This is a genomic window from Rhodococcus sp. P3_B8 (genome assembly GCF_056402775.1).
In genome coordinates this window covers 1-18364 of the sequence record NZ_JBFUGT010000063.1, presented here as the reverse complement: position 1 = coordinate 18364, position 18364 = coordinate 1, and the positions used below count along the sequence as shown (strand labels likewise).

General features: G+C 67.7%; 21 protein-coding genes and 1 pseudogene. 15 read left to right on the top strand and 7 right to left on the bottom strand.

The window, feature by feature from the left end; genetic code table 11:
• Positions 1 to 18: 18 nt before the first annotated feature.
• Positions 19 to 504 carry a MarR family winged helix-turn-helix transcriptional regulator gene (locus tag AC1D1G_RS20610; RefSeq protein ID WP_477953493.1) on the bottom strand — a complete coding sequence of 162 codons (486 nt, stop codon included), beginning with the start codon at positions 502 to 504 and terminating at the stop codon, positions 19 to 21.
• A gap of 89 nt (positions 505 to 593) precedes the next feature.
• Here AC1D1G_RS20610 and AC1D1G_RS20605 point away from each other — a divergent pair, with 89 nt between their 5' ends.
• The 5 genes from AC1D1G_RS20605 (at position 594) to AC1D1G_RS20585 (ending at position 4316) form a co-directional block, all read left to right on the top strand.
• Complete coding sequence (locus AC1D1G_RS20605; protein WP_477953492.1) at positions 594 to 1211, top strand: TIGR03086 family metal-binding protein; 618 nt, start codon at positions 594 to 596, stop codon at positions 1209 to 1211.
• Positions 1212 to 1314: 103 nt separating this feature from the next.
• On the top strand, positions 1315 to 2073 hold the full coding sequence (dapB, locus tag AC1D1G_RS20600; RefSeq protein WP_061701336.1) for a 4-hydroxy-tetrahydrodipicolinate reductase: 759 nt from the start codon (positions 1315 to 1317) through the stop codon (positions 2071 to 2073).
• Positions 2070 to 2549 carry a hypothetical protein gene (locus AC1D1G_RS20595; RefSeq protein ID WP_280783263.1) on the top strand — a complete coding sequence of 160 codons (480 nt, stop codon included), beginning with the start codon at positions 2070 to 2072 and terminating at the stop codon, positions 2547 to 2549. The genes dapB and AC1D1G_RS20595 overlap by 4 nt, the downstream gene beginning before the upstream one ends.
• Before the next feature lie 29 nt (positions 2550 to 2578).
• Positions 2579 to 3037: a flavodoxin family protein gene (locus AC1D1G_RS20590; protein WP_009479998.1), complete on the top strand. Its 459-nt coding sequence runs from the start codon at positions 2579 to 2581 to the stop codon at positions 3035 to 3037.
• A 46-nt stretch (positions 3038 to 3083) separates the two neighbouring features.
• Positions 3084 to 4316, top strand: a complete 1233-nt coding sequence (locus AC1D1G_RS20585) for a winged helix-turn-helix domain-containing protein (protein WP_283353116.1) — start codon at positions 3084 to 3086, stop codon at positions 4314 to 4316.
• Positions 4317 to 4320: 4 nt separating this feature from the next.
• Here AC1D1G_RS20585 and AC1D1G_RS20580 read toward each other — a convergent pair whose 3' ends face one another.
• From AC1D1G_RS20580 to AC1D1G_RS20565, 4 genes and pseudogenes are all read right to left on the bottom strand, one after another.
• Positions 4321 to 4755 (bottom strand): SRPBCC family protein, encoded by a 435-nt coding sequence (locus tag AC1D1G_RS20580; protein WP_005240727.1) that lies wholly within the window; start codon positions 4753 to 4755, stop codon positions 4321 to 4323.
• A 102-nt stretch (positions 4756 to 4857) separates the two neighbouring features.
• Positions 4858 to 5334, bottom strand: a complete 477-nt coding sequence (locus tag AC1D1G_RS20575; RefSeq protein WP_477953490.1) for a toxin-antitoxin system HicB family antitoxin — start codon at positions 5332 to 5334, stop codon at positions 4858 to 4860.
• A gap of 27 nt (positions 5335 to 5361) precedes the next feature.
• On the bottom strand, positions 5362 to 5985 hold the full coding sequence (locus tag AC1D1G_RS20570) for a tyrosine-protein phosphatase (protein WP_477953502.1): 624 nt from the start codon (positions 5983 to 5985) through the stop codon (positions 5362 to 5364).
• Positions 5979 to 6038 (bottom strand): annotated as a pseudogene (locus AC1D1G_RS20565) (hypothetical protein); the annotation flags it as partial. The pseudogene AC1D1G_RS20565 and the gene AC1D1G_RS20570, both read right to left, overlap by 7 nt.
• A gap of 352 nt (positions 6039 to 6390) precedes the next feature.
• Here AC1D1G_RS20565 and thyX point away from each other — a divergent pair.
• From thyX to AC1D1G_RS20535, 6 genes are all read left to right on the top strand, one after another.
• Positions 6391 to 7143: an FAD-dependent thymidylate synthase gene (thyX, locus tag AC1D1G_RS20560; protein ID WP_283331948.1), complete on the top strand. Its 753-nt coding sequence runs from the start codon at positions 6391 to 6393 to the stop codon at positions 7141 to 7143.
• 43 nt (positions 7144 to 7186) lie between these two features.
• On the top strand, positions 7187 to 8095 hold the full coding sequence (gene dapA, locus AC1D1G_RS20555; protein WP_005261164.1) for a 4-hydroxy-tetrahydrodipicolinate synthase: 909 nt from the start codon (positions 7187 to 7189) through the stop codon (positions 8093 to 8095).
• Positions 8092 to 10134 (top strand): ribonuclease J, encoded by a 2043-nt coding sequence (locus tag AC1D1G_RS20550; protein ID WP_477953488.1) that lies wholly within the window; start codon positions 8092 to 8094, stop codon positions 10132 to 10134. Before dapA ends, AC1D1G_RS20550 begins: the two co-directional genes overlap by 4 nt.
• Positions 10135 to 10159: 25 nt before the next feature.
• On the top strand, positions 10160 to 10783 hold the full coding sequence (locus tag AC1D1G_RS20545) for a TIGR03085 family metal-binding protein (RefSeq protein WP_477953487.1): 624 nt from the start codon (positions 10160 to 10162) through the stop codon (positions 10781 to 10783).
• An 80-nt stretch (positions 10784 to 10863) separates the two neighbouring features.
• Positions 10864 to 13449 carry a DNA translocase FtsK gene (locus AC1D1G_RS20540; RefSeq protein WP_477953486.1) on the top strand — a complete coding sequence of 862 codons (2586 nt, stop codon included), beginning with the start codon at positions 10864 to 10866 and terminating at the stop codon, positions 13447 to 13449.
• A gap of 208 nt (positions 13450 to 13657) precedes the next feature.
• Positions 13658 to 14641, top strand: a complete 984-nt coding sequence (locus tag AC1D1G_RS20535) for a TerC family protein (protein ID WP_283331944.1) — start codon at positions 13658 to 13660, stop codon at positions 14639 to 14641.
• A gap of 42 nt (positions 14642 to 14683) precedes the next feature.
• Here the strand turns inward: AC1D1G_RS20535 and AC1D1G_RS20530 are convergent, their stop codons facing one another.
• Both AC1D1G_RS20530 and AC1D1G_RS20525 read right to left on the bottom strand, forming a co-directional pair.
• Positions 14684 to 14968, bottom strand: a complete 285-nt coding sequence (locus tag AC1D1G_RS20530) for a YciI family protein (protein ID WP_105414538.1) — start codon at positions 14966 to 14968, stop codon at positions 14684 to 14686.
• A gap of 73 nt (positions 14969 to 15041) precedes the next feature.
• A complete protein-coding gene (locus AC1D1G_RS20525; protein WP_005240737.1) occupies positions 15042 to 15566 on the bottom strand; it encodes an amino-acid N-acetyltransferase in 525 nt (174 codons plus the stop codon).
• A 117-nt stretch (positions 15567 to 15683) separates the two neighbouring features.
• Here AC1D1G_RS20525 and pgsA point away from each other — a divergent pair, with 117 nt between their 5' ends.
• The 4 genes from pgsA to AC1D1G_RS20505 all read left to right on the top strand — a co-directional run bounded on the left by pgsA (position 15684) and on the right by AC1D1G_RS20505 (position 18285).
• Positions 15684 to 16346 (top strand): CDP-diacylglycerol--glycerol-3-phosphate 3-phosphatidyltransferase, encoded by a 663-nt coding sequence (gene pgsA / locus AC1D1G_RS20520; RefSeq protein WP_105414539.1) that lies wholly within the window; start codon positions 15684 to 15686, stop codon positions 16344 to 16346.
• Positions 16343 to 16843, top strand: a complete 501-nt coding sequence (locus AC1D1G_RS20515; RefSeq protein WP_283331943.1) for a CinA family protein — start codon at positions 16343 to 16345, stop codon at positions 16841 to 16843. The genes pgsA and AC1D1G_RS20515 overlap by 4 nt, the downstream gene beginning before the upstream one ends.
• A 71-nt stretch (positions 16844 to 16914) precedes the next feature.
• Complete coding sequence (locus AC1D1G_RS20510) at positions 16915 to 17301, top strand: helix-turn-helix domain-containing protein (protein ID WP_477953484.1); 387 nt, start codon at positions 16915 to 16917, stop codon at positions 17299 to 17301.
• A 156-nt stretch (positions 17302 to 17457) separates the two neighbouring features.
• Positions 17458 to 18285, top strand: a complete 828-nt coding sequence (locus AC1D1G_RS20505; protein WP_105414541.1) for a PspA/IM30 family protein — start codon at positions 17458 to 17460, stop codon at positions 18283 to 18285.
• Positions 18286 to 18364: the final 79 nt, after the last annotated feature.

Here is an 18364-nt window from a genome sequence, read left to right as displayed (position 1 = left end):
AACCGGCAGCAATTTCCGTCAGGCGGAGTCGGCCGGGCGCCCRGTGATGTCCTCGACCGGCAGAGTCGACAGCGCGATCAGCGCGGACACGAATCCCTTGCGGTCGCGCTCCGGCAACCTGGCCAGGAGCCGCTCCTCGCCTCGCCGGATCGCCGCCTGCGCCGAGTCGCGCACGTCGTGCCCGTCCGGGGTCAGCGACAGCAGGCGGGCCCGGCGGTCCGCGGGATCGCGCTGACGGTCGATCAGGCCACGGTCCTGCAGGTCGTCGAGCACGCCGATGATCCGCGTCTTGTCGGCGCCGATTGCTTCCGCGAGCGCGGCCTGGGTGCGCAGCGGGTGCTCGTCGAGTGCCAGGAGCACGACGTATCCCCACATGGTGAGTCCGTGCTCCGCGAGCACGGGGAGTTCCGCCGCCACCAGCGAACGGTTCAGGGCGGTCGTCATCGCCGCGAGGTCGGGGCGAGTGCGTTCGTGCTGTCCGCTGGTCGGGTCGAGGCTGGGCATATCGCAGAAAATACACCTTGACCAATCATAGTCGTAGGTAGATGATAAGCGGACGCGTATCAATTCGAGTCGAGGACGAGGTGTCGACGATGGATGTGGACGAGGTCCGGCGCTGGGATGTCCGCGCCGTGCAATCGAGTGTGGAGTTCGTGTCGCAGGTGACCCGCGACGATCTGCAGCGCGCGACCCCGTGTGCGCAGTGGACTCTCGGGGAACTGCTGGCCCATATGACCGTGCAGCACCGGGGATTCGCCGCAGCGGCCGCGGGCGGCGGTCCCGACCCGTCGAACTGGCAGCCGCACACGTCGGCGGATCCCGTTGGCGCGTACCGCTCGGCGGCCCACACCGTCATCGAGGCCTTCACAAGGGATGGCGTCGGGGAGCGACAGTTCTGGTTACCGGAGATCAGCACCGAGTTCCCGTTCCCCGCATCCACGGCCGTCGGGTTCCACTTCCTCGACTACGTCGTCCACTCGTGGGACGTCGCCCGGTCACTCGGGCTCGACTTCGCGCCCGAATCCGGCATGGTGGCTGCGGTTCTCCCGATCGCACGACTCGTCCCGGACGGGGCAGACCGGATGCGCGAGGGAGCCGCGTTCGCGCCCGGCCTGCCGACCGACCCCGACTCCGCCGATTTCGACACCGTGCTGTCGCTGCTCGGCCGATCACCGCACTGGCACCCCGAGTACGAGGCCGGCCGCGTCTGACGACGAGACGCAGGTCTCCCGCCCCGCCCCTGCACACCGGCCGGCACCCGGCGATTGCGTAGGCTTTCGGGCGAATCGTTGTGACTGGACGGAGCGTGGAGAAGTGAGCGCAGCAGCACCCATCAGGGTCGGGGTTCTCGGGGCCAAGGGCAAGGTCGGCCGAGCGATCTGCGAGGCGGTGGAGCAGGCACCGGACCTCGAACTCGTCGCGGAGGTCGATCACGGCGACCGGCTGGAGACGTTCGTCGAGGCCGGCACGCAGGTCGTCGTCGACTTCACCCACCCCGACGTGGTGATGGACAACCTGAAGTTCCTCGTGTCCAACGGTATTCATGCCGTCGTGGGCACGACGGGCTTCGACGACGCCCGGCTCGACACGGTGCGGTCGTGGGTGTCGGAGCGGCCCGAGGTCGGGGTCCTGATCGCCCCGAACTTCGCGATCGGTGCCGTTCTCTCCATGCGTTTCGCCGAGGCGGCGGCACGATTCTTCGATTCCGTCGAGGTCATCGAGTTGCATCACCCCAACAAGGCGGACGCGCCGTCCGGCACCGCCTACCGGACCGCCGCGCTCATCTCGGAGGCACGCCGCAAGGCGGGCGTGGGACCGAGCCCCGACGCCACGACCACCGAACTGGACGGTGCCCGCGGCGCCGACGTGGACGGCGTGCGGGTGCATTCCGTGCGGCTGGCAGGTCTCGTCGCCCATCAGGAGGTCATCCTCGGCACACAGGGCGAGACGCTGACCATCCGGCACGACTCGATCGATCGCAATTCCTTCGCCCCCGGCGTCCTGCTCGGGGTACGGGAGATCGGCTCCCGTCCCGGCCTGACCGTCGGTATCGACCCCCTTCTCGACCTGTGAAGGACGGCTCGACCAAGACCGTCGTCACGATCGGACTGCTGGTCGCGGCGCTGGCGTTCTACTTCGTCCTTCTCGGCCAACGCGGGATCGAGCTGATCCAGGACGGCGGAGCGGCCGCGATCGGCCTGGGTGTCGGCGTCCTGATCCTGCCGTTCCTGGGCGCCTGGATCGTCTACGCCACGCTGCGCGCCGGATTCCAGCATCAGCATCTGTCCCGCCGCATCGCCGACGAGGGGCTCGAACTGGATGTCACCGATCTGCCGAAGCGCCCCTCGGGCCGCATCGACCGGGATGCCGCCGACGCACTGTTCCAGCAGGTCAAATCCGAATGGGAAGCAGACCCGGACAATTGGCGGAACTCGTACCGCCTCGCCCGCGCCTACGACTACGCCGGCGACCGCGGCAGGGCCCGGGAGACGATGAAACGGGCCGTGGAACTCGAACGCGTCGAACGGGAAGGCGAGCCCGGCCGGTAGGAAACGGGCCCGGTCGTACGCTGACGACTGTGAAGTCACTACTCGTCGTCCACCACACGCCGTCGCCGGTGACCCGTGAGTGCCTCGAAGCCGTGCTGAAAGGCGCGCGGGACCCCGACATCGACGGCGTCGAGGTGAAGTCGATCCCCGCTCTCGGCGCGACCGTGCCCGACGTCCTGGCAGCAGACGGGTTCCTGTTCGGGACGTCCGCCAACTTCGGGTACATGTCCGGTGCGCTGAAGCATTTCTTCGACACCGTCTATTACCCGTGCCTCGACGCGGTCGCCGGCCGCCCCTACGGGCTCTGGGTGCACGGCAACAACGACACCGCCGGGGCCGTGACATCGGTGCAGAAGATCGTGACCGGGTTGGCACTCACGCAGGTGGCCGAGATCCTGGAACTGACCGGATCGCTCGACGCGAGCGCACGGGAGCGGTGCTACGAACTCGGCGCGACGGTCGCGGTGACGCTGGCCGAGGACGCCTGACGGTCGCGGCCGRCAACGTGTCGGTGGTTGATGGCAGGCTGCGGGCATGCGTGAGATGACCGCAGCCGCGGCCCGGAGATCGGCGCTCTGGGCGCAGGGGTTCGCCGACCGGAAACCGGCTGGGGCGCCGACACGCAGGCACGTCCGTTCGGTCCTCGACCGAGTGCGGCTGTTCCAGATCGACTCGGTGTCGGTGGCGGTGCGCGCCCACTACGTCCCGCTGTTCAGCCGTCTCGGTGTCTACGACCGCGGGCTGGTCGATTCGGCGGCGTGGTCGCATTCCGCCCGCGCACCCCGGATGCTGGCGGAGTACTGGGCCCACGAGGCAGCGTTCATCCCCGTCGAGGACTGGCCGCTGATGCGCTGGCGGATGCACCGGTACCGGCACGGTCGCTGGTCCGGCGAATCCCGCGTGCTCGATCGCAATCCCACGCTCGCCGCCGACGTGCTCGACGTGATCGGCGCCGTCGGTGCGTGCAGCGCGAGCGACGTGGAAAAACACCTCGAGGTCGACAAGCCGGACCGCAAGGGGCCGTGGTGGGATCGCAGCGACACCAAAGTGGTGTGCGAGCAACTGTTCGCGTCCGGCGCACTGGCGGTGGACAAGCGGGTCGCCTTCACCCGTCACTACGACCTGAGCGAACGTGTGCTGCCGAAAGCGATACTCGCCGAGGAAGTCTCGGAGGACGATGCCGTCCGTGGCCTCGTGCAGCGGTCCGCGCGGGCCCTCGGTGTGGCCACCGAACCCGACCTCCGTGACTATTACCGACTGTCGCCGGCGCAGACCGCCTCGGCCATCGAGGAACTCGTCGAGGACGGGGTGCTGGAACGGGTGGGAGTCCGCGGCTGGGATGCGCCGGCATTCGTTCACCGCGACGTCCGGGTTCCCCGGAAGGTGGAGGGTGCGGCGCTGTTGTGCCCGTTCGATCCGCTGGTCTTCTGCCGTCCCCGGACCGAGCGGATATTCGACTTCCGGTACCGCCTCGAGATCTATACCCCCGCGCACAAACGTGTCCACGGGTACTACGTCTTTCCGTTCCTGCTGAACGGTGAACTGGTCGCGAGGGTCGATCTCAAGGCCGACCGTGCGTCGGGAACGCTCGAGGTGCGATCTGCGTTCGTGGAACCCGACCGGAATCCGGGGCGTGTGGTGGAGGCACTGCACCCGGAACTGCGAAGAATGGCAACGTGGTTGGGTCTGGACGACATCCGGGTGGACGATCGCGGCAACCTCGGTGCCCTCCTCGCGGCCGCGGCGGCGCGGCCGCGAGGAGAGTGAGGAACTACAGGCTCTCGACGAACTTCGTCAGACCCTTGCTCGCGGTCTCGAGTGCCGTCTTCTGCGCCTTCTTCACGAGGAACCCGGGCAGCGGGATCTTCGGGTCGACCGTCAACTCGAATGTGACCTTGGTGCCTGCGCCGGACTCGGTGAGAACGTACGAGCCGTCCTGGGCGTTCTGCTGGCCGCTCTCGACGAGGTGCCACGACACGGTGTCGTCGCCCTCGAACGTGTAGTCGACGACCTGCTCGTCGCTGATCCCGAGGATGGAGACGCTCATCCGGACTCGATGGGGGCGGCCGTCGTCGTGTGTGCTCTCGATGGTGACCGACTTGTGGGCCGAGGACCACTCGGGCAGGCGATCCACCGCAGCGATCGCGGCCATCACCGTGGCCGGATCGGCCTTGATCTCGAATTCCTTGACGCCGGAAACGGCCATGTTCTTCGCTCCTTCGAGCCCGTGGCGACTCTCACCGTGTGGCTGATGCGACGTAATTACATCACCGCCGCCGACGGGCGCGTGGAGTGAGTACGCCGGTGCTCAGAAATTGTCTCTCCCGCTGCGGCGCATCTGGTCCTTGAGCGCGCCCTGGACCGCCTGCGACACCCAGGAATTGAGCGACACCCCGTTCTGGGAGGCGGCCTCCTCGGCCTTCGACTTGATCTGATCCATCAGACGCAGAGTGACGCGGCTGATGTCACCGGTGACGTCATCGAAGGCGGCACCGAGGTCCTCGGCAGTCGTGGTCCCGTCCCCGTCCGGCCCCGGCGCGGTGGGGGTGCGATGCACGTCGACCGCCACCTCGCTGCCGTTCAGACGCACAGCGACGGTGCGATTGCCCAGCTCGGACGACACTTCACCCGCGAAATCGGTGAGCGCCGAGAGCAGAAGGAGCCGGGCGGCGGGTTCAATCGCGGCGGCGAGCGCCGACGCGGTCGCCCGCGTCTGCTCGTCGCCGAGTGCGGCTGCCGCGTTCAGGTCGTCTTGCAGCCGGGAGACGTAGTTGCCGAGGTCCATGACGCCATCATGGCGTCATAAGTGACGTCAGTCAAGCAGTCGTGACTTCAGCCGGGCGATGTCGCCCTCGGACAACTTCAGCCCCTCCGACACGTAGGCGTCGAAGCTGCCGTAGGTGGCGACGGCCGTGTCGAACGCGATGTCGAGCCACGCCTGGTCGACGCCGTCCAGTCCCGGATGCTCCGGATCGGCGCCGCGGTAGGTGTTGCTGAGCAGATAGTCCGCAGTCACCGCCTCGCGCGGGACCCCGAGGAGGGTGAGCAGCACGGCCGTCGTCCACCCGGTGCGGTCCTTGCCAGCGCTGCAGTGGTAGATCACGGAGCCGTCGGACGCCGCGATGTCGTGCAGAACCGCCGAGAACGCCTCGTTCGCACCCGGTCCCGTCACGAAGGCGCGGTAGGCGGCGGGCATGTCGACCAGAGTGGTGATCGGTGACTGCCCGAGCACGTCGTACCAGTTCCCGGCTGCCCCGGCCGGAAGCCGATCCGGTGCGAGCGTCCGCTCGTACGTCGTGCGGAGGTCGTCGACGATCGTGACGTTCGAGGCTTCGAGGCTTCGAGTCGCGCGAGGTCGCGCGGGGTCAGCCTGTCCAGCGCGTCCGTGCGGAACACCAGACCGGAGCGGACGACGGCGCCGTCTGCCGTCGGGTATCCACCGATGTCACGGGCGTTTCGGGCGCCCTCGAGCCCAAGCGAGCGCTGCACGGCCGTGTGTTGTGCCGGACTCTCGGCAACCGACGGTCCCGTCGCGGGCGGTCCGGCGAACGCCGGGGGAGCGGCCCCGAGAACCGCTGTACCGAGAACTGCTGTCCCGAGAACTGCGATCACGACGGCGCGGCGCGCGCGGCCTGTCCGGTACTGCACAGGAAGTCTCCCTCGCGAATCTGCGGCACCACCGACAGTGTGGGCGAGACGAGACTGACACGCGCGGGTGAACACACGGGAACCTGGCCGTTGCCGGAACGGGGCACGCCGAGCCCCCGATCACCGCTGCGACTAGGGTCGATGCATTCAGGAGGGACTCCCGACCAGGGAGTTCGGTAGGAGGAACAGCGCAGTGCCGCAGACCGTGCCGCTCAGGGTGCAACTCGTCGCGAAGACGGAGTTCTTTCCGCCGGCGGACATTCCGTGGGAGACCGACGCCGACGGCGGCGAAGCGCTGGCGGAGTTCGCGGGACGGGCGTGCTACCAGAGCTGGTCCAAACCCAACCCCCGCACCGCGACGAACGCCGGATATCTGCGCCATCTGCTCGAGGTCGGGCACGAGTCGGTCCTCGAACACGGCACCGTCAGCTTCTACATCACCGGCATCTCCCGGTCCTGCACCCATGAGTTGATCCGGCACCGCCACTTCTCCTACTCGCAGCTGTCGCAGCGCTTCGTGCGGGAGAACGACGGCAATGTCGTCGTCCCTCCCGCGATCGCGGGCGACCCGGAACTCGAGGAGCTGTTCGCGAAGGCCACCGACGCGAGCCGGGCGGCGTACGGCGAGCTCCTCGCGGCCCTCGAAACGAAACTGGCGGACACCTCCAGCGTGCCGCTGCGCAACAAGCAGGCGAGGCAGGCCGCGAGGGCCGTCCTGCCCAACGCCACGGAGACCCGCGTGGTGGTCACCGGCAATTACCGGGCGTGGCGGCACTTCGTCTCGATGCGGGCCACCGAGCACGCCGACGTGGAGATTCGCCGCGTCGCGGTCGAGTGCCTGAGGCAGCTGCAGGCGGCCGCGCCGAATGTCTTCGGCGACTTCGAGGTACTGGTCTGGGGTGACGGCACGGAGGTGGCACGGAGCACGTTTTCCGCCGACGCGTGACGGGTGTGCAAAAGTACCTGGGTCACCGGGTAGCCTTCTGACCATGACCTACGGTGATTCCGCTTCTCCCGTCGAGCGTCCGTTCGGCACCGTGTCCACAGCGATGGTGACGCCGTTCACCTCGGACGGAAAGCTGGACGTCGACGCCGGTGTCCGCCTCGCGGCGTACCTCGTCGACAACGGATGCGACTCCCTCGTCCTCGCCGGGACGACCGGTGAGTCGCCGACGACCACCGAGAACGAGAAGCTTGAGCTGCTCCGGGCAGTGATCGACGCGGTGGGCAACCGCGCGAAGATCATCGCCGGCGCGGGCAGCAACGACACCGCGCACAGCGTCGAACTCGCCCGAGACGCCGCCCGCGCGGGCGCGCAGGGCCTCCTCGTCGTCACCCCCTACTACTCGCGTCCGCCGCAAGCCGGACTGTTCGCCCATTTCACCGCCGTCGCCAACGCCACCGACCTTCCGGTCATGCTCTACGACATTCCACCCCGCTCCGTGGTCCCCATCGAGACCGAGACCATCCGGCGCCTCGCCGAGAACCCGCGCATCGTCGCGGTCAAGGACGCCAAGGGCGACCTCAACGCAGGCGCCGAGCTGATCGGCACGACGGACCTCCAGTTCTACTCGGGTGACGATCCACTCAACCTGCCGTGGCTGTCGGTGGGCGCGACGGGATTCGTCAGCGTCATCGGGCACCTCGTGCCCGGGCGGTTGCGCGAACTGCACACGGCGTTCGCGGCCGGTGACATCGCCCGCGCCCGCGCGATCAACCTCAGCCTGATCCCGGTCATCCGCTCGGTGGCGCGTCTCGGCGGCGTCAGCGCGTCGAAGGCGGGTCTGCGCCTGATCGGCCTGGACGTCGGCGAACCCCGGTTGCCGCAGGTGGCACCCACCCACGATCAGCTCGACCTGTTGGCCGCCGATCTGCACGCTGCGGGGGTGCTCGCGTGACCCGACCGCCTCGTCGTCGCAGTGCCAGCCGCCAGGCCGGTCCCCCTTCCCCCACCGCAAGCGAGCCGCCGAAGTCGGCGCCCCCGGCCACCGAGCCGCCGGTTGTCGCCGAGCCGCCGGTTGTCGCCGAGCCGCCGAAGTCGGCGCCCGTCGTCGCCGAGCCGCCGAAGTCGGCGCCCGTCGTCGCCGACCAGCCGTCGGCTCCGAAGTCGGAGCAGGCCAAGTCCGCGCCCGTGAAGACCTCCTCCACGAAGGGCGGCGCCGCCAACAAGTCGTCGTCCCGCTCCGGCAGGCGCGGCGGCGGCAACAAGCGTCAGGACACGCGGCCGGCGTCGGTCGATCCGACAGCCCGGCTCGGTGCACCGCCGAAGGCTCCGTTCAAGGGTCTGCGGGTGGTGGCGCTCGGCGGTATCGGCGAGATCGGTCGCAACATGACCGTCTTCGAGCACCAGGGCAAGCTGCTCATCGTCGACTGCGGTGTGCTGTTCCCGGAAGACCAGCAGCCGGGTGTCGACCTGATCCTCCCGGACTTCCGGCACATCGAGGACCGGATGGACGACGTCGAGGCCGTGGTCCTCACGCACGGCCACGAGGACCACATCGGCGCCATCCCGTTCCTGCTGCGCCTGCGGCCGGATCTGCCCGTGGTGGGTTCGCGGTTCACGCTGGCGCTCGTCGCGGCCAAGTGCCGTGAGCACCGCCAGCGCCCCAACCTCGTCGAGGTCGTCGAGGGGCAGCGCACCGATCACGGTCCGTTCGAGTGTGAGTACTTCGCCGTCAACCACTCGATCCCCGACGCCATCGCCGTCGCGATCCGGACCGACGCCGGAGTCGTGCTGCACACCGGTGACATCAAGCTCGACCAGCTGCCGCTCGACGGCAGGCTCACCGACCTCGCCGGCTTCTCTCGGCTCGGGGACGAGGGTGTCGACCTGTTCCTCGTCGACTCCACCAACGCCGAGGTGCCAGGCTTCGTCACCCCCGAACGTGAGATCGGGGGAGTGCTCGACAACGTCATCGGCAAGGCTAAACAGCGCGTGATCGTGGCCTCCTTCGCCAGCCACGTACACCGCATCCAGCAGGTGGTCGACGTCGCCCACCGGTACAACCGGCGGGTCGCGTTCGTGGGCCGGTCGATGGTCCGCAACATGCAGATCGCGCAGGATCTCGGATACCTGACCGTGCCGGACGGCCTGGTGGTCGACATCGACACCGCGGCCAACCTGCCCGACGATCGGCTCGTTCTCATCTCCACCGGCTCGCAGGGTGAACCGCTGTCGGCGTTGTCGCGGATGGCCCGCGGTGAGCACCGGCAGATCAACATCCGGGCGAACGATCTCGTCGTGCTGGCGTCCTCGCTGATCCCGGGCAACGAGAACTCCGTGTTCGCCGTCGTCAACGGACTCGCCAAGCGCGGCGCCACCGTCGTCACCCAGCAGAGCGCGAAGGTGCACGTCTCCGGTCACGCGTCGGCGGGCGAGCTCCTGTACCTGTACAACGCGGTCCGGCCCACCAACGCCATGCCGGTTCACGGCGAATGGCGTCACCTGCGCGCCAACGCCGCCCTCGCGAAGGCCACCGGCGTGCCGGAGGACCGGATCGTGCTCGCCGAGGACGGCGTGGTGGTCGACATGGTCGACGGTCTCGCCGAGATCGTCGGGCAGGTTCCCGTCGGGCACGTCTACGTCGACGGACTGTCCGTCGGTGACGTCGGCGACTCCACGCTGTCGGACCGGCTGGTCCTCGGTGAGGGCGGATTCATCGCCATCAACGTCGTCATCGACGACCACACGGGTCGTGCGGTCAGCACCCCCGAGGTGTCCGGACGCGGATTCTCCGACGACCCCACGGCCCTCAAGGATGCGGCTCAGCTGGTCGAGGCGGAACTCCTGCGATTGGCCACCGAGGGCATCAACGACGCTCACCGCATCGCCCAGGCGATCCGGCGCGTCGTCGGCAAATGGGTGGCGGACAAGTACCGTCGCCGGCCGATGATCGTCCCGACCGTCATCGCGGTGCCGTCGGCCGAGGGCAAGTAGTTCTCCGGCAGGTAGATTCGGTCGGGTGACCTTCGCCCGAGATGAACGCCTCGCCCTCGTCGACTCGATGGCCGAATTCGGTCCCGACGCCCCGACCCTCTGCGGGACGTGGACCAACCGGGACCTGGCCGCCCACCTGATCGTGCGCGAACGACGCCTCGACGCTGCCCCCGGCATCGTCGTGGGTCGGCTCGCCGGCTACACGGAACACGTCCAGAACGAGACAGCGAAACGTCCGTGGAGCCGCCTGCTGGACGAGGTCCGGTCGGGTCCGCCGATGTGGTCGCCGATGTACTGGGTGGACGCCCAGGTGAACCTGGGGGAGATGTTCGTCCATCACGAGGACGTGCGCCGCGCCCACGACGGATGGGAACCGCGCGTCCTGCCGGACAAGCGCCAGGACGCGCTGTGGGGTCTCGCCCGCAAGGTCGGAAAGCTCGGCTACCGGCACTCCCCGGTGACGGTGGTGCTCGAGCGGCCGTCCGGAGAGCAGTCCACCGTGCGCAATGCCGGCGCCGGCCAGGTGATCCTGCGCGGTGAACCGTCGGAACTCGCCCTGCACCCGTTCGGCCGGGATCAGGTACGGATCGAGCCCGATGGTGAGACTGCCGACATCGAGGCCGTGACCTCCCTCGACCGAGGGTTCTGAGGGCATTTCGCCGCAGGTGTCCCTGTGTTACGGGTGTTGCGGATGGTCCGGAAGGTGCCGTAGCGACTAATCTGGGAGCCATGGCAGGTAAGGCGAGCGCCCGCGGTTCGAGCACGACGACGTCCACGGCGAGGACGGGCGTGCGAGGCGGCTCGACCACGTCCAAGCCGAAGTCCCGCACGACCCGGACGGTCAGCACTCCGCGTAAGTCCACCTCAAAGAAATCGTCTACATCCGGCCCCCTGAAGTCGGTGGGTCGGGGAATCGGTGCCGGCTGGTCGCTCATGGCCAAAGGCGTCGGGGCCACCACCCGCACCGTCGGCAAGGCAGCCGAGATCGAACAGGGCCACCGGCGCGACGGCATCGCGCTCGGGCTGATCGCGATCAGCGTCGTTGTCGCCGGCGGAATCTGGTTCTCCGCGGGCGGTCCGGTAGGCGAGTGGCTCGAGACCGGAGTCCGTGCCGTGTTCGGTGGCGCGTCCGGCGTCCTGCCCCTGATCGGTGTCGCCGTCGCGGTGATCCTGATAAGGACCGAGCCGAAACCCGAGATCCAGCCGAGGCTGGTCCTGGGATCGCTGCTGGTCGGTCTGCCCGCCCTGGGTCTCTGGCACATCGCGACCGGTTCGCCCACCGACGCCGAGGGCAGGACCCGCGGCGCTGGGTTCGTCGGGTACGCGGCGGGAGGTCCACTGACGGACGGCCTGACCGTGTGGCTCGCCGCGCCGCTGTTGCTGATGGCGGCACTGTTCGGTGTGCTGTTGCTGACCGGAACCACGGTCCGGGAGGTGCCCGGCAAGCTGCAGTCGTACTTCGGGACGTCGTTCGGTCGCGACCACTACGCCGACTACGACAGCGAGTACTACGAGGACGGCGAATACGACCCCACGCTCTTCGACGCCGACGGCTACCCGGTCGACGACTACAAGACCGGGGGCCGGGGTGTTCCGGCCGACAACTATCCGACCGACGAGTACGACGTCAGCGATACCGCGAAGACGGAGGTGCTCGGGCTGTGGGAGACCGAGCCCGCCGCGGAACCCGTCCCGGCGCCTGCGCCGGCGCCGAAGCCGGCGCGCGCCAAGGCCAAGCCGGTCGTCGCCCCCAAGCCGGAGCCCGAACCGGAGCCACTGCCCGACGTCGACAAGTTCGTGACCGACCGGGTGGTCGAGGGCGATTACACGCTGCCCCCGACGTCGCTGCTCATCGAGGGTGATCCGCCGAAGAAGCGCAGTTCCGCCAACGACGCGATGATCGAGGCGATCACCGAGGTCCTCGAGCAGTTCAAGATCGATGCGGCCGTCACCGGATTCACCCGCGGCCCGACCGTCACCCGCTACGAGGTGGAGCTCGGACCGGGTGTGAAGGTCGAGAAGATCACCGCGCTCGCCCGCAACATCGCGTACGCCGTCGCCACCGACAACGTGCGCCTGCTCGCGCCGATCCCCGGCAAGTCCGCGGTCGGCATCGAGGTCCCCAACTCCGACCGCGAGATGGTGCGCCTCGCCGACGTGCTCACCGCCCCGAGCACCCGCAAGGACCACCACCCGCTGGTGATCGGGCTCGGCAAGGACATCGAGGGCAACTTCGTCAGCGCCAACCTCGCGAAGATGCCGCACCTGCTCGTGGCCGGTTCCACCGGTTCCGGTAAGTCGAGCTTCGTGAACTCGATGCTGGTGTCGCTGCTGTCCCGTGCGACACCCGACGAAGTGCGGATGATCCTCATCGACCCCAAGATGGTGGAGTTGACGCCCTACGAGGGCATACCGCACCTCATCACGCCCATCATCACCCAGCCGAAGAAGGCCGCGGCCGCGCTGGCCTGGCTGGTGGAGGAGATGGAACAGCGCTACCAGGACATGCAGGCCAACCGGGTCCGCCACATCGACGACTTCAACTCCAAGGTGAAGTCGGGTGAGATCACCGCGCCGCTCGGCAGCGAACGGGTCTACCGGCCGTATCCGTACATCCTCGCCATCGTCGACGAACTCGCGGACCTCATGATGACCGCGCCGCGCGACGTCGAGGACGCGATCGTGCGGATCACCCAGAAGGCGCGGGCCGCCGGTATCCACCTCGTGCTGGCCACACAGAGGCCGTCGGTGGACGTCGTGACCGGTCTGATCAAGACCAATGTGCCGTCACGACTCGCCTTCGCGACGTCGTCCCTGACCGACTCCCGGGTCATCCTGGACCAGCCCGGCGCCGAGAAGCTGATCGGTATGGGTGACGGGCTGTTCCTGCCGATGGGCGCAGGCAAGCCGACCCGCCTGCAGGGCGCGTTCATCACCGACGAAGAGATCTCCGCGGTCGTCGATTTCAGCAAGAACCAGGCGGAGCCGGAGTACACCGACGGCGTCACCGCCGCCAAGGTCGGGGAGAAGAAGGATGTCGATCCCGACATCGGCGACGACATGGACGTGCTGCTGCAGGCGGTGGAACTCGTCGTCTCCAGCCAGTTCGGGTCCACGTCGATGCTGCAGCGCAAGCTGCGTGTCGGTTTCGCCAAGGCCGGCCGCCTGATGGACCTGATGGAGACCAGGGGAGTGGTGGGCCCCAGTGAGGGCTCGAAAGCCCGCGACGTGCTCATCAAGCCCGAGGAACTCGACGGTCTGTTGTGGTCGATCCGCGGCGGCGACCCGAACGAGGCGCCGTCCGATCAGGAGTAGGGCGCGGTGCGCGTGTCCGAAATGGGCGATTCTCGCGCAGTGTGGTTGAATGGTCACCGAATTGGAGGGGAGTATCCCCACCTCTGTGACAGCATCGTCAACACGATCGGCACCGTTGCCGATCCGGGGCTGTCAGTCGCTCGGACACAAGGTTCCGGCGGCGGGAGAGACCTCCGGTACCCGCTAGGTCTACCGGAGGTCTGTGTTCATGCATGTGTCACCGCTGGTCTGGGTCATCACCTGTGTGGTGATTCTCGGACTGTTCGTCTTCGACTTCTTCGCGCACGTGCGCACACCGCACGCCCCCACGTTCCGTGAGTCGGCGTTCTGGTCGTCGGTCTACATCGGTATCGCGATCCTGTTCGGCCTGGTCGTGATGTGGTTGTGGGGAAGTCAGTACGGCGGCGAGTATTTCGCCGGTTACGTCACCGAGAAGGCGTTGTCGGTCGACAACCTCTTCGTGTTCGTCATCATCATGGGAACATTCGCGGTGCCGCGGGAGTACCAGCAGAAGGTACTGCTGATCGGCATCGTGATGGCGCTGGTGATGCGCGGCATCTTCATCGGCGTCGGTGCCGCGGCGATCAACGCCTACAGCTGGGTGTTCTACCTGTTCGGTGCGTTCCTCATCTACACCGCGTACACGCTGGTGCGTGATCACGGGCACGAGAAAGAGGTGGAGGAGGAGCGCGACAGCAAGATCGTCGCCGTCGCGAAGAAGATCCTCCCCACCACGGACACCTACGACGGCGACAAGCTCGTCACGCGGATCAACGGCAAGCGCGTCGTGACGCCGCTACTGCTCGCGCTGGTCGCCATCGGATTCACCGACGTGCTGTTCGCGCTCGACTCGATTCCCGCGATCTACGGGCTCACCCAGGAGCCGTACCTGGTCTTCACGGCCAACGCGTTCGCGTTGATGGGTCTGCGTCAGCTGTACTTCCTCATCGGCGGCCTGCTGGACCGCCTGGTGTACCTGTCGTACGGCCTGTCGATCATTCTCGCGTTCATCGGCGTCAAACTCGTGCTGCACGCCCTGCACGAGAACACGCTGGGCTTCATCAACGGCGGCGAGCACGTGGCCGTACCGGAGGTGTCCACGGTGTTCTCGCTCGCCGTGATCATCGGTGTGCTGGCAGTGACCACCGTCGCCAGCCTTCTCAAGACGCGGAACACGACGCCGGCGCAGTAGTTCCGCCGGGCGTCGTACTCGAGGTGTCCGGTGCTCGGCGAGTCAGGAACTGAATTCGCCGAGTACCGGAACCCATTCCACGATCCGCGAGTCCGCCACGAGTCCGTTGCGGGCGAACGGGTCGTGGGTGAAGAGCAGTTCCACAGTCTCCGCGTCGGCGGCGTCGACGATGATGAATGCGCCGCTGCCGTCGGCGAACGGGCCGGACGACACGACGGTCTTCCGCTCGGCGAGCTCACCGAGCCACTCGCGGTGGGCGGGGCGATGCTCGTCGCGTCCTGCGACGGTGTCGGCCGAATATGTGTACTCCACTACGAACAGGGACATGTTCTCGCTCTCTCGGGACGGGTTCGTCGAACAAAAATGGGATCAGGGCACTTCTGTCTCACGCACTGGGATTTCAGAGGGTGAGAAGCATTCGGGTATTGCCGAGGGTGTTCGGCTTGACGTAGCTCAGATCGAGGAATTCGGCGACACCGGTGTCGTACGAGCGGCACATCTCGGCGTAGACCTCGGCGGTCACGGGTGTGCCGTCGATTTCGACGAATCCGTGCTTGCCGAAGAAGTCGACCTCGAACGTGAGAACGAAGAGACGCTCGAGTTCGAGTTCCCGCGCGACCTCGATCAACTTGGCCACCACGTGGTGTCCCGCACCCTGGCCCTTGGCCGACGGATCGACCGCGATCGTGCGTACCTCGCCGAGGTCGGCCCACAGCACGTGCATTGCGCCACAACCGATCACGTTGCCGTCGCGTTCGGCCACCCAGAACTCCTGGACGGATTCGTACAGGGTCACGAGGTTCTTCTCGAGCAGGATCTTGCCGGAGTAGATGTCGATCAGGCGCTTGATCTCGGGTACGTCGGAGGTTCGTGCTCGCCGCACGATCAGCTGATTGTCGGCGGTGTCCGGCGTCCGAGAAGTCATGTCGTGAACATTAGCCAACGGCCGTACCGATATTCTTAGGCACGTGCCGGTACGACCTACGAATCCTCCCCACTCCCCGCTGCGTCCCGGGGTGCAGTTCGACGCTGCGGTGCTGCGATGAGCACGCAGCGCGAGGGTTGGACGGCCGCCGACAAACCGGCGGCCCCGGATCCGTCGGTGGAACCCGCGAGTGAGACGACCGTACCGCTTCTGAACATCGCGAACATCCTGACGATTCTCCGGATCCTGCTGGTCCCGGTCTTCTTGGTGGTGCTGTTCGTCGGCGACGGACACTCGACGACGTGGCGCCTGATCGCCACCGGTGTGTTCGCGGTCGCGGCCATCACCGACCGGATCGACGGGCAACTCGCCCGCAAGTACGGCCTCGTCACCGATTTCGGCAAGCTCGCCGATCCCATCGCGGACAAGGCGCTGATCGGAGCGGCCCTCGTGGGCCTGTCGATTCTCGGAGACCTGCCCTGGTGGGTGACGGCGGTGATCGCCGTCCGGGAACTGGGCATCACGCTGCTCCGGTTTGCGGTCCTGCGCCATGCCGTCATTCCGGCAGGCAGGGGAGGCAAGCTCAAGACTCTCGTGCAGACGATCGCGATCGGCTATTACCTGCTGCCGCTGCCCGAAGGGTTCGAGGTCGCCGGCTGGATTCTCATGGGTGCTGCCGTGTTGCTGACGGTGGTGACCGGGCTGGACTACGTCGTGCAGGCCGTCCGTCTCCGGGCCGGGGTGCACAAGGTCGAGGCGAACGCGAGCACCGGGGCGTGACCGACCCGCTGGTGGACGGCACGCGGGCCGTTGACCTGGTCGCCGTGCTCACCGCCCGCGGCGAGACGGTGGCCACCGCGGAATCGCTCACCGCGGGACTGCTCACCGCGACGATCGCGGGAGTGCCCGGCGCCAGCAACGTCCTCCGCGGTGGGCTCGTCGTCTACGCCACCGACTTGAAGGCCACCCTCGCCGGGGTCGATCCCACCCGACTGGCGGCGGACGGGCCCGTGGCGGCGTCCACGGCACGCGCACTCGCGGAGGGGGCACGCGCCCGCTGCGGCGCCGACTGGGGCGTCGGCCTGACCGGTGTCGCCGGCCCCGACATGCAGGACGGACACCCGGTCGGCACCGTGTTCCTGAGCATTTCCGGGGCGTCCGGCTCGGCCGTCCGCGAGCTCGGATTGACCGGTGACCGGTGGCAGATTCGCAAATCTGCGGTTTCCGCCGCCGTGTCGGGACTCCTCGATCGTGTGCAGGAAACATCCGCAGGCTAAGGTCGGGAACCAATCGGTCCTGTTCGCGCGTTGAGATAGGCGAGACAGGTGACGGATGAAGGAGGAGCGAGATGGCGCTGCTATTGCGTGAGGCAATCGGTGACAGTCTTCGGCGTACGCGCGTTTCGCAGAGCCGGACCCTGCGTGAGGTCTCCAACAGTGCTCGTGTGAGCCTCGRGTACTTGTCCGAGGTCGAACGAGGGCGCAAGGAAGCCTCGAGTGAGCTCCTGGCGGCGATCTGCGACGCGCTGGAGGTTCCACTCTCCGATGTGCTCGTCGACGTCAGCGAATCGCTGTCCGACGGTTCTTCGGCCAAGCGTGCGGACACCGAGCGGCATGCGGTCGAATCCGCGCCCGCCGAGGCTCCCGCCGCGAGCGCACGACCGGGTTCGACGACCATCGCCCGCGACACCCGGGTGGTCATCCCCGCGCCCGCGCAGGCGCTGGCCGCCGCGTAGCAACACCCGTGCCGAACCGATAGATTTCAGTTGACCGCCGATCTCGTGGGCGGTTGGTCAGACAGGCAGTCGGGGCGCAGCCCTTGTTCCGGTGCGTGACGGTCGCGTATCGGGTCGCGCATCGCGCGGCGCAACAGATGGAGGCAGGATCAACCCATGGCTAATCCTTTCGTCAAGGGATGGAAGTACCTGATGGCGCTCTTCAATTCCAAGATCGATGAGAAGGCTGACCCCAAGGTTCAGATTCAGCAGGCGATCGAGGATGCGCAGCGTCAGCACCAGGCTCTGTCGCAGCAGGCCGCGTCTGTCATCGGCAACCAGCGCCAGCTCGAGATGAAGCTCAGCCGCCAGCTCGACGAGGTGGAGAAGCTCAACGCCAACGCCCGTCAGGCCGTCAACCTGGCCGACCAGGCCCAGACCGCGGGCGACACCGAGAAGGCCATCCAGTACACCAACGCCGCCGAGGCATTCGCCGCCCAGCTCGTCACCGCCGAGCAGGGGGTCGAGGACCTGAAGGCGCTGCACGACCAGTCCCTGCAGGCCGCCGCACAGGCGAAGAAGGCCGTGGAGCAGAACGCGATGGCTTTGCAGGCCAAGGTCGCGGAGCGCACCAAGCTGCTCAGCCAGCTGGAGCAGGCCAAGATGCAGGAACGCGTCAGCGAGTCGCTGCGCTCGATGGACAGCACCCTCTCGGCTCCCGGCAACACGCCCAGCCTCGACGCCGTGCGCGACAAGATCGAGCGCCGCTACGCCGACGCCCTCGGTTCCGCGGAGCTGGCACAGAACTCGGTATCGGGCCGCATGATGGAAGTCCAGCAGGCGAGCATCCAGATGGCCGGACACAGCAGGCTCGAGCAGATCCGGGCCTCGATGAAGGGCGACGCCCTGCCGTCCGGCGGTGCCGCCAACGCTCCGGCGACCCCCGCCAGCCCGAACCTCGACAAGCAGCCGCCGGCAGCGGGCCAGACCGGCGCCGCACAGTAGCCGAACAGTATTCGCATGAGTTCCACCCGACGTGGCCGACCTGGACGCGCAGTCCGGTCGGCCACTGTCGTGTCCGGGC